This is a genomic window from Streptococcus mitis (assembly GCF_002096845.1).
Taxonomy (GTDB): Bacteria; Bacillota; Bacilli; order Lactobacillales; family Streptococcaceae; genus Streptococcus; species Streptococcus mitis_A.
The window spans coordinates 39,285-51,533 of sequence record NZ_NCVK01000005.1; the positions used below are offsets into that span (position 1 = coordinate 39,285).

Here is a 12,249-nt window from a genome sequence, read left to right on the forward strand (position 1 = left end):
CACATCCACCTCTCTAGTCAATCGCCCTATTTGGCGCTTTTTTGAACCTCAGAATGAACCTTGGTTGGAAGTCCCCATAACTTAATAAAGCCAACAGCCGCATCTTGGTCAAAGGTATCTGCACTAGTATATGTCGCCAAATTTTCATCGTAAAGTGAATTTGGTGATTTCCGAGCCACGACCTGAGCACTTCCCTTATAGAGTTTGACTTTTGCAGTCCCATTGACAACTTTTTGGGTCTCTTTAATATAAGCAATCAAGGCTTGTGTAGCTGGACTAAACCACAAAGCATTATAAATGAGATTTGATAATTCATTTTCTATGATTGGTTTAAAATGAGCCACTTCTCTCACAAGCGTCAAGTCCTCAATTTCCTTATGAGCTGTCAGCAGGGTCACTGCACCTGGACACTCATAGATTTCTCTTGATTTAATCCCAACCAAACGATTTTCCACGTGGTCAATCCGTCCGACCCCATGTTTTCCAGCTATTTCATTGAGTTTTTGAATCAAATCTGCCAATTTTAACACTTCTCCATTGAGGGAAACTGGAACACCTTCACTAAACTCAATATCAATGTATTCTGGCATATCTGGAGCTTTCTCTGGAGAAGTTGTGATGCCAAAGGCTTCTTCTGGAGCCTGATTCCATGGATTTTCCAAAATACCACATTCATTGGCACGTCCCCAAAGATTTTGGTCAACAGAGTAGGGATTGTCAAGGTCAGCAGGAACAGGTACTCCATTTTCCTTGGCATAATGAATTTCTTCCTCCCGAGACCATTTCCATTCACGAACTGGAGCAATCACTTTTAAATTGGGATCCAAGGCTGCAATCGATACTTCAAAACGCACTTGGTCATTCCCCTTACCGGTACAACCATGAGCAATTGTAGTCGCTCCTGTCTGATGCGCTATTTCAACCAATTTTTTAGAAATAAGAGGGCGGCTCAAGGCAGATACCAAGGGGTACTTTTGTTCATAATAGGCATGTGACTGAAGAGCCACTAGCACATAATCTGTAGCAAATTCGTCCTTAACATCAATGACATAAGATTCGACTGCCCCAACCTTGAGAGCCTTATCATGGATGAAATCTAAGTCTTTCCCTTCACCCACATCCATACAAACTGCAACAACATCATAGTCTTTCTTCAGCCAGGTAATAGCAACTGATGTGTCCAAACCGCCAGAATAGGCCAAAATTACTTTTTCTTTACTCATGTTCATGTCCTTCTTTCTATTTTTCAATGGACGCTTTAAATGCATCCCCAATGAGTTTGTCTAATTCCCCAGACTCCTTCAACTTTTGAATGGTTCTATCGACTGCCTCTTTCAATTTCTTGCTATCTTTTTTCATGGCGACCGCATAAGAATCATCTTGCTCTTTTTCAAAATTGAGGTCTGCGATTGCTAAATCAGGATTATTTTCCACAAATCCCTTGGCAACTGGTTCTTCAAAGATAACGGCATCCACTTGTCCTGATTTTAAATCAGTGATTAAATTCCCATTTTTAGGCAGAGATACGAGGGAAGAATTTTGAAGCAAATCTTTCGCCATCGTCTCCTGAATCGAACCTTTCTGCGCTCCGACCTTTTTCTGCGCTAAGTCGTTGACAGACTGATAAGTGGCCAAGTCAGATTTTTTGACAATGAGCTTATTTTTTGAAGTATAGTAGGGAGTTGAAAAATCGAATACCTTACTCCGTTCATCTGTCTTAGAAACACCAGATATGGCAAGATCGGCTTTTCCTGATTGAACACTAGCCAGTACATTGTCAAAACTCATGGGTGATAGTTCCAATTCGACACCTAGTTCTGTTGCGATAGCCTTGGCTAATTCGATATCTGAACCCACAATCTGATTTTTCCCATCAACCACTTTTTGATATTCAAATGGAGCAAAATCTGGATTGAGGGCTACAACCAATTTTCCTTTGGACTTGATGGCTTCAATTCCAGCCGATTGATTGTTACTACAAGCAAATAGTAGGGGGAGCATCACTAAACCAAACATCGTCATCAACACCTTCTTCATCTTATTCATAACAAAGCCTCCTTTATGTTTATTCTTTTTTGTTGTATAAATAATACTCCTATACTCATCGTTTGTCAAGCCTAAATTGAAATTTTTTTCAATTTGAAACAAAAAAACCTAGAAATACTACATAAAAATGTCATTCCTAGGCGTATTTATGCTACTTCTCTCTGAAAAACATGAGTATTCAGTCAGTCAAAAGGAGCTGAACGAACTCATTTCCCCTCGCCCAATTCAATGATCCGATGACATTGTTGGGCTACATAAGCATCGTGGGTCACAATAATAACTGTTTTCCCTTCTCGATTCATCTCTAAGAGAAACTTCAAGACCAAATCTCTATTTTCAGGATCCAGCGAACCTGTCGGCTCATCGGCTAAAATCAGCTGGCTGGGTTTTAAGATGGCTCTAGCAACTGCAATTCGTTGTTGTTCGCCACCAGACAACTCGGAGACCTTTTGATGCAAAGTAGCTGACAAACCTACTCTCTCTAAAATCTCTTCCACCTTTTTGAGCTTGTCTTTCTTGGACAATTTCACATATTTCAGTGCCAGCATGAGATTGTACTCGACCGTTTCATCATCAATCAAGGCAAAATTTTGAAACAAATAAGAGATATGTTCACGGATTATTGTTTGCGACTTGGCAGAATTAACCGCTAGATTTATCTGGCCAAAAATCTCATACCGTCCACTATAATCACCATCTATCAAACCTAATAAATTTAACAAGGTCGACTTACCACTACCACTCTTGCCAACAATAGCTACCAAATCCCCCTGATCAATCCTGAGAGATAAGTTATCCAAAATCACTTTTCCCCCAATGGTTTTGGTAATATTTTCCAACTCAATCATAAGATGCCCCCTTTCAATAACTCTACTAGACTTCTTTTCTCCATCCTAGAAGCCAAGGCTAGCACAAATAGTATATCCAAACATGTAAAGCCTGCAAACAGCAGGAGTGGCAAGAGCGCATGGGCAAAGAAAATCAAGACTAGAAGAGGGAGACTATAGCCCAGCAAGAGCAGAACTAAGAGAGGACGGTAGCGATCGACCAGTTTCCACCCCATAAACTTCTTGGTAATGATATCCCTGCGCTTCAACAAGAAAGTAGTAACGAGTAAAAAGTAGGAAATCATCATGCTAAGGAGACCAAACAAAGCAAAGAGTATATTAAGATTTAGAACTGCATCTCGATAAGAATCTACTTTCTCTTGTTGAATGGCTTGAATCGATGAAAATTTTAAATAATTCCCATCTGATAATTTCTCAACTAACTCCGTAATCACTTTTTGATTTTGTTCTGTATTTTCAACTTTCATCGGATTGTTTAAACCTGTCGTTGACAAGCGAGTCTTTTCTTCCCACATCATGTCTTGATCATTTACCAGACTAATGATTGGATTGTGGAGATTTTCCTTTCGCTCATTATTATAAGGGAAGAAAGACCAATCTCCTTCATAGTAGGCAATTTCTACAGCCATATCTTCTATTGTTTGCTTTTGCTGATCTTCATACCTCAGAGAAAGATAGGCGATGGATTTTCCCAAGAACTGATTCTTGCCTTCTTGTCCTTTCGTACTTGCTGGCATCAAAATAACTTTTTTAATACCGGTATCTGGTAGCTTGAATCCCTTGCTCTTTAGAAAATTGCGATTGGCATAGTAAACATCCACCGTATCTGTTAACTGATATTGCTGAATCTGTTCTGATTGGACAAAATTTTTTACAGGAAGACTGCTACTCTGCACATAGCCCGCCTGCGTTTTTTCTACCAAATCCTGATAAAATCGATAGAAATAATCTGTAGATTTCCCTGACCCTGCTAGCTCTTCTTGCCACAGATTATCATTGAGTTTGAAGGTTTCTAAGGTCAGGTAATTACCTTGACTTACCCACTGTTGCTGATAAGCAAGTTCTTTGTTTTCTTGTTCTAGACTTCTGCCTACCCCAATCAGTAAGGCCGTCAGTAAAATAGTTGTCCCTATTTTCATCACATAATTGAAGATTAGACCAAGTTTGACAGATGAAAAACCTTTCAACATGGAACTAACTGTCATTTTCTGAATCATCAGGTAGGTCAGCCAACTGATGAACAAATACAACTGTAAAAGCAGAAATTGGGATAAGAGTAAACTTGGGAACAAAAGTTTTGGTCTGTAGTCCAGCACTAAAAATAGTCCCAAGTCAATGACAAGACTTCCACCCAAGAGAAGATAAAAATTAGTCTTTACAAAACCAGCTAAAATCGCTCTGCTTTGAAAACCAAGTAACTTTTGAACCCCAACTCGTTTCATCTCCATCATCGGCTGATAAACTGTCATTAAAATCACAAGCAAGATTGCCAAGATAAAGATAATGATAGATAGTAACAACTCTTGATTTAGCACTCCAACCTGACTTCGGTAAGTGGGTTCTAATAAAATCGTCTTATCTATCTGGAAAAAATCACTCCACTTTTGTAGAATGGTATCGCGATCTATCTCTTTGCTGGAGGTAATCATGTAGCGCCCATTTACAGTATGGGATTTATCCTCAATATAGGATTGGAAGGTCTGGAGTCGAATGAGTTTCACCTTTAAAAAGGTGGGAATGGTTCCTAGATTATTGGGAAGGTTCTGGTTACTGTAGACTCCCTTCTCATTCTTTGAAAAATCAAGAGAAGTCAAACCGAACTCCTGATAGGGAAAGGTTTCCTTATCAAAAACACCAGCCTTGACCACCTCATCGCCATTATCTACTTTGATAATAGAGACCTTGTCTTGACTTGCAACCTCTTCAAAAAACTGGAGAATCGTTTCTGTCGGTTTAGTGACATCTTTCAAGTACAAGTCAAATGAATAAGTTGTCTTGCCCATCTCCTGAATCCGCACTATTTCTCGTGTAACATTTACATTCAGGACAAAAAACGTAGTACACAGCAAGAGCAGGAGCATACAAAGATGACTGATTTTTTTCATAGAGATACCTCCCGTGAAGAGACGAAAGCGAGATAGGTGCAGGTACTTTTTATTTTTTACTAAATTTTAAGTAGGTGTAAATAAATCCTGCACTTATAGCCAGAGTTGTCCACCATTTAAAATCAATATGTAAAAGTGAAAAGATTATAAAACTGATGATTAGCGAGGCTAAAATATAAACAATGATTAAAATTTTATTTTTCATAGGAATTACCTTTCTGAATGGATTCTAGTGTTTACAGCTCATTTGTAAAGTTTACAATAAACAACTAGGGCAATTGTCAATCAGAATGTTCTTTTATCTGTCAATAATCCGAGAAAATCTTGTCGTTTCAAGTCGGAGAAATGTTTGGTAGAAAGACTTCCTTTTTGAAGTCCATCATCTCTAACCTGTAAATAATAGCTATGTTGGCTTGTTTTAATTGTCAAAAAATCGCCAAATACAAAAAATTTTTTCCAGTTACGAATCTCAAATTCTTTCATCTCTGATTTTGGAATGCGGATAAGGCCTTGCCGCAAATCACGATGATGCTCACTTGTGAAAGTCATCCCATTCCCAAGATTTCTTATCAGCAGTTCATCTGGAGTTACCATCACCAGCGCTATTTTAGTTAAGAAAATTTCAACTGCTGGTGGTAAAATCGCCAAATTAAACCAAGGATGTAGGTAGCGATAGGCTAAGAAATAGTGAGGCTCCTCACCCAATCCTAGTTGTTTATACAAGTTCTTGACCTCACTATCTAACCTCGCTTCAAAAGACACATCCGAATGCGCTTCTTCCTTCCTCTGATTAAAATAACGCATCCAGACTAGGAAACCTATAAAGACTAGGACAAATATTCCTGATAAAAGATATTTTAAATTGTAGTTCATCACTTAACCTCCTGAGTCACTACTCCACCTAAAGCAGAGGCTTATCTATTTTGAAAATAGTTCCATAACAACTTTAAATAAGACGGGTGTCATTAAAATTAGGATAATTCCTATCACAAATATCATGACTACTCGAAAAAGTTCCTTATTTTTAAACATTTTTCCATCCCTTTTCTAGCTACATCATAGTACTGTTAAGCCCATTTTAAAATTACACCAAACTTATTTTAGCTTTCTTTTTTACTTTTTATATTACTATGATACAATATTTTTAATAGGATTTTATTATTTGTTAACTTTTTTCACGAAAAGGAGAAAATTATGCGTTATGATTTCGGGAAAGTATATAAAGAAATACGCGAATCAAAAGGCTTGACCCAAGAAGAGGTCTGTGGAAATGTCCTATCAAGAACTAGCCTATCAAAGATTGAAAGCGGCAAGGTAACTCCCAAATATGAAAATATGGAATTTCTTCTCCGTCAAATCAATATGAGTTTTGAAGAGTTTGACTACATCTGCCATCTCTATCAACCGAGCCAACGAACAGAAATCATGCAAACTTATCTCAATATGAGTTCTATCATTGGCAGCAGTAGTCTAGTTAATTTTTTTGAAACATGCCAAGACTATCTCAAAACCCACTACGATCTACCTATAGAAGAAATAAGGGATATGCTGGAAATTGTCATTCATATCCGTCAACATGGTACAGAGCAACTGTCAAACCAAGTGAAACAGACTGTCACAAAACTTTGGGAAAAAATTGAAAAACAAGATACATGGTATGAAAATGACCTAAAAATCCTCAATACCATCCTTTTCAGCTTTCCTATTGAACACCTCCATCTCATTACTGGAAAAATCCTGCAACGCTTGGAAGTCTATAAAAACTACCAACATTTATATGACTTACGAATGGCAATCCTACTCAATCTGTCCACCATTTACTTATACCATCAAGACAAAAACATGTGTCAACAAATCTGCTATACTTTACTAGAGGATGCCAAGAAAAAGAAGCACTACGATAGGCTTGCTATCTGCTATGTTCGTATCGGGATTTGTAGGGATGACGCTAGACTTATCCAAAAAGGTTTCTCACTTCTAGAGCTGACCGAGGAAACTTCTATGCTGTCTCATCTCAAAAAAGAAGTAGAGACCTATTATCAACCGAAGAAAAGATAAAAAGTCGAGGGATTTCCTCGACCTTTTCATATTATTCTGTTCGTTATTTCTTAATACCAGCCATTGTTAAGCCAGAAGGTTTTAGCAGCTGACCATGAACCGTAACGTCCTGCAACATAGGCATCTGCTACACGTTCTTGGTTTTCAGCTGAGTAGTCACCATTCAAGTATGAATCTGTCAATTGGTAGCGTCCGATGTAACGTCCGTTTGTAGCTGTGTAGCTACCGCCTGATTCTTTTTGTGCAATCCATTCTTTAGCTTCTGCTTCAGATCCGCTTACAGTTGAAGCAACTGTTTCTTCTGCTACTGGAGTTTCCTCCTCTACCTCTGTAGTTTCTGCCACTGTGGCTGAAACAGCTTCATCTTGGGCAGCTGGAGCTTCATAAGTCGTTGAAGCTGGGGCTACTGGCGCTGCTGAACCGTCGATAACCAACTCTTGACCAACATAAATCATATGGATGTTGTCAATGTGGTTGTTTTCTGCCAATTTCTCAACAGTTGTGTTGTGAGTTTCAGCGATTTCTGAAAGTGTATCACCTTCTTTAACAGTGTAAGTTGATGATTCTTGAGCAGATACAAATGATGGAGCAAATACTGCAAACAAGGCAGCTACTCCTGCAAGAGTTGTTTTAATCTTTTTAGTTGTTGATTTCATATTTGAAAATTCTCCTTCTTTCTATAGTTCTATCATACCCTTTAAATATTACCGTTTCTTGACACTTTTATGTATAAATATTACAAAATTATTTTTTATTTCCCTAAATAATGTGTTTTTTGTCATAAAAGATACTATTTTTATGCTGTTTAAGGTATTAGAAAGGTTTTCATCCACAATTAAAGTCAAGACCTTTATTCTTTGATATAATAGAGATAAGAATTTTTATAAGGGGAAACTGATGAAATCACTTCGTTTTCAATCTGTCTTTGATATCATCGGACCAGTTATGATTGGCCCATCTAGTAGCCATACCGCTGGCGCTGTTCGTATTGGGAAGATTGTCTCTTCCATTTTTGATGATACTCCGACAGAAGTCGAATTCCAACTTTTTAACTCATTTGCCAAGACCTATCGTGGTCACGGAACAGACCTAGCCCTTGTTGCAGGTATTTTGGGCATGGATACAGATGATCCTGAAATCCCAAACAGCCTGGAGATTGCCCACAAACGTGGTATCAAGATTGTCTGGACCATTCAGAAAGACAGTAATGCTCCTCATCCAAACACCACTAAAATTACCGTCAAAAATGCACACAAGACCATCAGCGTGACTGGTATTTCTATCGGTGGAGGGAATATTCAGGTCACCGAACTCAATGGTTTTGCCGTCTCTCTCAATATGAATACACCGACTATCATCATTGTTCATCAAGATATTCCAGGTATGATTGCCCTCGTAACAGAGGCTCTTTCACGCTATGGTATCAATATCGCCCAGATGAATGTTACTCGTGAAAAAGCTGGTAAAAAAGCTATTATGATTATCGAAGTTGACAGTCGCAACTGTGATGAGGCTATCGAAGAAATTCGAAAAATCCCTCATCTCCACAATGTCAATTTCTTTAAATAGGAGGAAGCATGTTTTATTCTATCAAAGAATTGGTCGAGCAAGCAGATCTGGACTTTCAAGGAAATGTCTCAGAACTTATGATTACAACAGAGTTTGAATTGACAGGTCGCGAACGTGAAGAAGTCCTCCTTCTCATGGAACGCAATCTAGAAGTCATGAAAGCCTCTGTCCAACTTGGCCTCAATGAAAATAAATCTCGTAGTGGCCTGACAGGTGGAGATGCTGCCAAATTGGATCACTACATCAAAAACGGAAAAACTCTATCAGATTACACGATTCTATCAGCTGCCCGAAATGCCATCGCAGTCAATGAACACAATGCCAAAATGGGCTTGGTCTGTGCCACTCCGACCGCTGGAAGTGCTGGCTGTCTGCCTTCCGTTCTCACTGCTGCTATTGAAAAATTAGACCTCAGTCACGAGCAACAGCTGGATTTCCTCTTTGCTGCCGGTGCCTTTGGACTAGTCATCGCAAACAACGCCTCTATCTCGGGTGCTGAGGGTGGGTGCCAAGCTGAGGTTGGTTCGGCCTCTGCTATGAGTGCTGCCGCCTTGACTCTGGCTGCTGGTGGGACACCTTATCAGGCCAGTCAGGCCATTGCCTTTGTCATTAAAAATATGCTAGGCCTCATCTGTGACCCTGTTGCCGGCTTGGTTGAAGTGCCCTGTGTCAAACGTAATGCCATGGGAGCCAGCTTTGCCTTCATCGCAGCAGATATGGCCTTGGCAGGTATCGAATCTAAAATCCCTGTGGATGAAGTTATCGATGCCATGTACCAAGTAGGAGCAAGCATGCCAACTGCCTTTCGTGAAACAGCTGAAGGTGGACTCGCTGCCACCCCTACTGGTCGTCGCCTCCAAAAAGAAATTTTCGGAGAATAAGCTTATCAAATAGGAGAAATCATGACCTCTATCTCAGCTATCTTTTTTGATCTGGATGGAACCCTCGTTGACAGTTCTATCGGGATTCACAATGCCTTTACCCATACCTTTAAAGAGCTTGGGGTACCTAGCCCTGATGTCAAAACGATTCGTGGTTTTATGGGACCGCCCCTTGAAAGTAGTTTTGCGACCTGCCTGCCCAAAGAACAAACCTCTGAAGCTGTGCAGATATACCGTTCTTACTATAAGGAAAAAGGCATCTATGAAGCTCAGCTCTTCCCTCAGATTGTAGAATTACTTGAGGAACTATCCAAGAATTACCCTCTCTATATCACCACTACAAAGAATACACCAACTGCTCAGGATATGACTAAAAATTTGGGAATCCATCATTTCTTTGATGGCATTTATGGTTCCAGCCCTGAAGCACCCCATAAGGCAGATGTCATTCGCCAAGCCTTGCAGGCACATCAACTAGCCCCTCAACAAGCCATCATCATCGGAGATACTAAGTTTGATATGCTGGGTGCTCAAGAAACTGGCATTCAGAAATTAGCCGTCACTTGGGGATTTGGAGAGCAATCAGACTTGCTAAACTATCAGCCTGATTATATCGCTCACAAACCCATAGAAGTTTTGGCGTATTTTCAATAACATAGACTGGGCGACAACTCTATTTCAGAAGAAAATGAAGTAAATCTATACATAACAAAACGCATATTACCAAGGTTTTCAAGACCAGATAATATGCGTTTTTCTTTTTTATTCAACGTGGGTTGTTTGATTGGCAAAGGCGATAATAGCTTGCTTCAACTCATCTCCACTGAGAGTTCGGAACTCTTCAATTTTTTGATCGATGGCTTCTAGAGGCATGACATTAACCTTACCAACGAAAATCTTATCCATAACCTGGTTATCAACAAGTTCGGTTGATACCAAGAGTTCTTCGTAGAGTTTTTCACCTGGGCGGATTCCAACTTCAACGATTGGAATTTCGCTCTCAGTGTGTCCACTTAGAAGGACCATTTTCTTAGCCAAGTCATAAATTTTGACTGGTTTGCCCATATCAAGGATAAAGACTTCTCCATCTTTAGCATAAGCACCAGCATGGATGACCAGACGACTAGCTTCTGGAATGGTCATAAAGTAACGGGTCATGCGGAAGTCTGTCACCGTTACAGGCCCACCTTCAGCAATCTGACGTTCAAAGACTGGAATCACACTACCACGGCTGCCAAGAACATTCCCAAAACGAACTGCACAGTAGGTTGATTGGCTACGTTGGTTAAAGCCAGTGACAATCAACTCAGCCACGCGCTTGGTTGCTCCCATAACATTGGGTGGATTGACCGCCTTATCCGTTGAAATCATAACCATCTTAGGTACTTTGGCTTCATCAACAGCCCTAGCCACATTGTAGGTTCCACGGATATTGTTTTTGAAGGCTTCTTTTGGATTGCGCTCCATCATAGGAACGTGCTTGTGAGCAGCCGCATGATAAACAATAGCAGGCTTGTACTGCTCAAAGACTTGCAAGAGACGATCATAGTCTTGAATGTCCGCAATCACAGGTACATAATCAATTCCTTGGAACTTGCGAATCAATTCATGATAAACAAGGTAGATTGAGTTTTCCCCATGACCAAGCAAGACGATGCGTTCAGGATTGAAGCGACTAACTTGGCGACAGATTTCAGAACCGATTGAACCACCAGCCCCTGTGACTAATATGGTCTTACCTGTCAGTTCTGCGCCCAGACGCGATTCGTCAAGACGAATTTCCTGACGGCCCAAAAGGTCTGTGATATCAATCTTCTGGAAGCCTCCACCTGCTTGGTGAAGTCCTTGAACAACAGTTTCAACCTTAGGCATCTTGTAACATTTGACACCCAGCTTATTACACATCTGCAAGATACGCTCATATTCTGACGGATCAAGCGACGGAATTGCAACGATAACTCGCTCGATTTGATGACGTTTGGCTAATTCAGGCAGACTATCATAAGAGCCCAAAACAGGAATACCACCAAGTTTTTGGCCCTTTTTCTTAGCATCCTTATCCAAAATACCGACAAGTTCCAAATCACTGGTTGGATGTTGGTAGCTATCCATAAAGAGGGCCCCACCATCACCAGCACCAATCAAGAAGGTTCGACGGTGTTCTCCATCGCCACTTCCTTTTTTGCGTCTAGAGTAGATTAACTGCCAAGTAATCCGTGGCAATAAAATCAGGAAGGTACTCAACAAGATAAAGAGAATGATGAAACGGATGGAAAAGAGTGGCAAGAAGGCATAGCAGATACTATATGACAAGACGCTGCTCGCAGACACACCAAAAAAGATTTTCATGAAATCCGTAATCTTGCTGTAACGACTAATACTAGCGTTCAACCCCCAAAATCCAATCATCAATTGATAAAACAAGAAGGCCAAACTCGTATAGATAATGTAGTCAACAGGTGCTGGATTAATCAATCCGTAGAATAAGATATAAGATACAATGATGGAAACCACCATACTGAAAATATCAAATATGCCCCAGAAGACTTGTTTTTGTTGTTTATTTAAAATTTCCACCAGATCAATGACATAATCCGTGAGTTTTTTATTCATAGAAATTTACTCCTCCTTAAAAGAGTTGGATGATTATACTCAATGAAAATCAAAGAGCAAACTAGGAAACTAGCCGCAGGTTGCTCAAAACACTGTTTTGAGGTTGTAGATGGAACTGACGTAGTCAGT

The 12,249-nt window shown here is 39.9% G+C and carries 11 protein-coding genes; 4 read left to right on the forward strand and 7 right to left on the reverse strand.

All coding sequences use genetic code 11. The annotated features are described in order from the left end of the window. Positions 1 to 26: 26 nt before the first annotated feature. The 5 genes from B7695_RS01705 to B7695_RS01725 form a co-directional block, all read right to left on the reverse strand. Entirely contained in the window at positions 27 to 1,223 is a 1,197-nt protein-coding gene (locus B7695_RS01705) for an argininosuccinate synthase (RefSeq protein WP_084889469.1), read from the reverse strand. Between the two features lie 16 nt (positions 1,224 to 1,239). Then, on the reverse strand, positions 1,240 to 2,046 hold the full coding sequence (locus tag B7695_RS01710) for an ABC transporter substrate-binding protein (protein WP_084889460.1): 807 nt from the start codon (positions 2,044 to 2,046) through the stop codon (positions 1,240 to 1,242). 206 nt (positions 2,047 to 2,252) lie between these two features. Beyond that, positions 2,253 to 2,894 (reverse strand): ABC transporter ATP-binding protein, encoded by a 642-nt coding sequence (locus tag B7695_RS01715; RefSeq protein WP_084889461.1) that lies wholly within the window; start codon positions 2,892 to 2,894, stop codon positions 2,253 to 2,255. Continuing rightward, positions 2,891 to 4,999, reverse strand: a complete 2,109-nt coding sequence (locus tag B7695_RS01720) for an amino acid ABC transporter permease (RefSeq protein ID WP_084889462.1) — start codon at positions 4,997 to 4,999, stop codon at positions 2,891 to 2,893. Before B7695_RS01720 ends, B7695_RS01715 begins: the two co-directional genes overlap by 4 nt. Positions 5,000 to 5,284: 285 nt before the next feature. Next, positions 5,285 to 5,872: a hypothetical protein gene (locus B7695_RS01725; protein ID WP_084889463.1), complete on the reverse strand. Its 588-nt coding sequence runs from the start codon at positions 5,870 to 5,872 to the stop codon at positions 5,285 to 5,287. 321 nt (positions 5,873 to 6,193) lie between these two features. On the opposite strand from B7695_RS01725, the gene B7695_RS01730 reads away from it, so the two are divergent. Then, positions 6,194 to 7,057: a helix-turn-helix domain-containing protein gene (locus B7695_RS01730; RefSeq protein ID WP_084889464.1), complete on the forward strand. Its 864-nt coding sequence runs from the start codon at positions 6,194 to 6,196 to the stop codon at positions 7,055 to 7,057. 50 nt (positions 7,058 to 7,107) lie between these two features. Here B7695_RS01730 and apf read toward each other — a convergent pair whose 3' ends face one another. After that, positions 7,108 to 7,713, reverse strand: coding sequence for an aggregation-promoting factor (apf, locus tag B7695_RS01735; RefSeq protein WP_084889465.1), 606 nt, complete (start codon positions 7,711 to 7,713; stop codon positions 7,108 to 7,110). Between the two features lie 241 nt (positions 7,714 to 7,954). On the opposite strand from apf, the gene sdaAB reads away from it, so the two are divergent. From sdaAB to B7695_RS01750, 3 genes are read left to right on the forward strand one after another with little or no spacing between them, the layout of a single operon-like run. Continuing rightward, a complete protein-coding gene (gene sdaAB, locus B7695_RS01740; protein ID WP_084889466.1) occupies positions 7,955 to 8,626 on the forward strand; it encodes an L-serine ammonia-lyase, iron-sulfur-dependent subunit beta in 672 nt (223 codons plus the stop codon). Between the two features lie 8 nt (positions 8,627 to 8,634). After that, positions 8,635 to 9,507, forward strand: a complete 873-nt coding sequence (gene sdaAA, locus B7695_RS01745; RefSeq protein WP_000500046.1) for an L-serine ammonia-lyase, iron-sulfur-dependent, subunit alpha — start codon at positions 8,635 to 8,637, stop codon at positions 9,505 to 9,507. A gap of 21 nt (positions 9,508 to 9,528) precedes the next feature. Continuing rightward, a complete protein-coding gene (locus B7695_RS01750; RefSeq protein ID WP_084889467.1) occupies positions 9,529 to 10,161 on the forward strand; it encodes an HAD family hydrolase in 633 nt (210 codons plus the stop codon). Between the two features lie 108 nt (positions 10,162 to 10,269). Here the strand turns inward: B7695_RS01750 and B7695_RS01755 are convergent, their stop codons facing one another. Further along, positions 10,270 to 12,120 carry a polysaccharide biosynthesis protein gene (locus B7695_RS01755; RefSeq protein WP_084889468.1) on the reverse strand — a complete coding sequence of 617 codons (1,851 nt, stop codon included), beginning with the start codon at positions 12,118 to 12,120 and terminating at the stop codon, positions 10,270 to 10,272. Positions 12,121 to 12,249 lie beyond the last annotated feature (129 nt).

What these genes read in the sequence shown, in the direction of transcription:
- apf (WP_084889465.1), bottom strand. Translation starts at nt 7,713, where the DNA reads ATGAAATCAACAACTAAAAAGATTAAAACAACTCTTGCAGGAGTAGCT.
- B7695_RS01755 (WP_084889468.1), bottom strand. Translation starts at nt 12,120, where the DNA reads ATGAATAAAAAACTCACGGATTATGTCATTGATCTGGTGGAAATTTTA.
- sdaAB (WP_084889466.1), top strand. Translation starts at nt 7,955, where the DNA reads ATGAAATCACTTCGTTTTCAATCTGTCTTTGATATCATCGGACCAGTT.
- B7695_RS01750 (WP_084889467.1), top strand. Translation starts at nt 9,529, where the DNA reads ATGACCTCTATCTCAGCTATCTTTTTTGATCTGGATGGAACCCTCGTT.
- B7695_RS01730 (WP_084889464.1), top strand. Translation starts at nt 6,194, where the DNA reads ATGCGTTATGATTTCGGGAAAGTATATAAAGAAATACGCGAATCAAAA.
- B7695_RS01710 (WP_084889460.1), bottom strand. Translation starts at nt 2,046, where the DNA reads ATGAATAAGATGAAGAAGGTGTTGATGACGATGTTTGGTTTAGTGATG.
- B7695_RS01715 (WP_084889461.1), bottom strand. Translation starts at nt 2,894, where the DNA reads ATGATTGAGTTGGAAAATATTACCAAAACCATTGGGGGAAAAGTGATT.
- sdaAA (WP_000500046.1), top strand. Translation starts at nt 8,635, where the DNA reads ATGTTTTATTCTATCAAAGAATTGGTCGAGCAAGCAGATCTGGACTTT.
- B7695_RS01705 (WP_084889469.1), bottom strand. Translation starts at nt 1,223, where the DNA reads ATGAGTAAAGAAAAAGTAATTTTGGCCTATTCTGGCGGTTTGGACACA.
- B7695_RS01725 (WP_084889463.1), bottom strand. Translation starts at nt 5,872, where the DNA reads ATGAACTACAATTTAAAATATCTTTTATCAGGAATATTTGTCCTAGTC.
- B7695_RS01720 (WP_084889462.1), bottom strand. Translation starts at nt 4,999, where the DNA reads ATGAAAAAAATCAGTCATCTTTGTATGCTCCTGCTCTTGCTGTGTACT.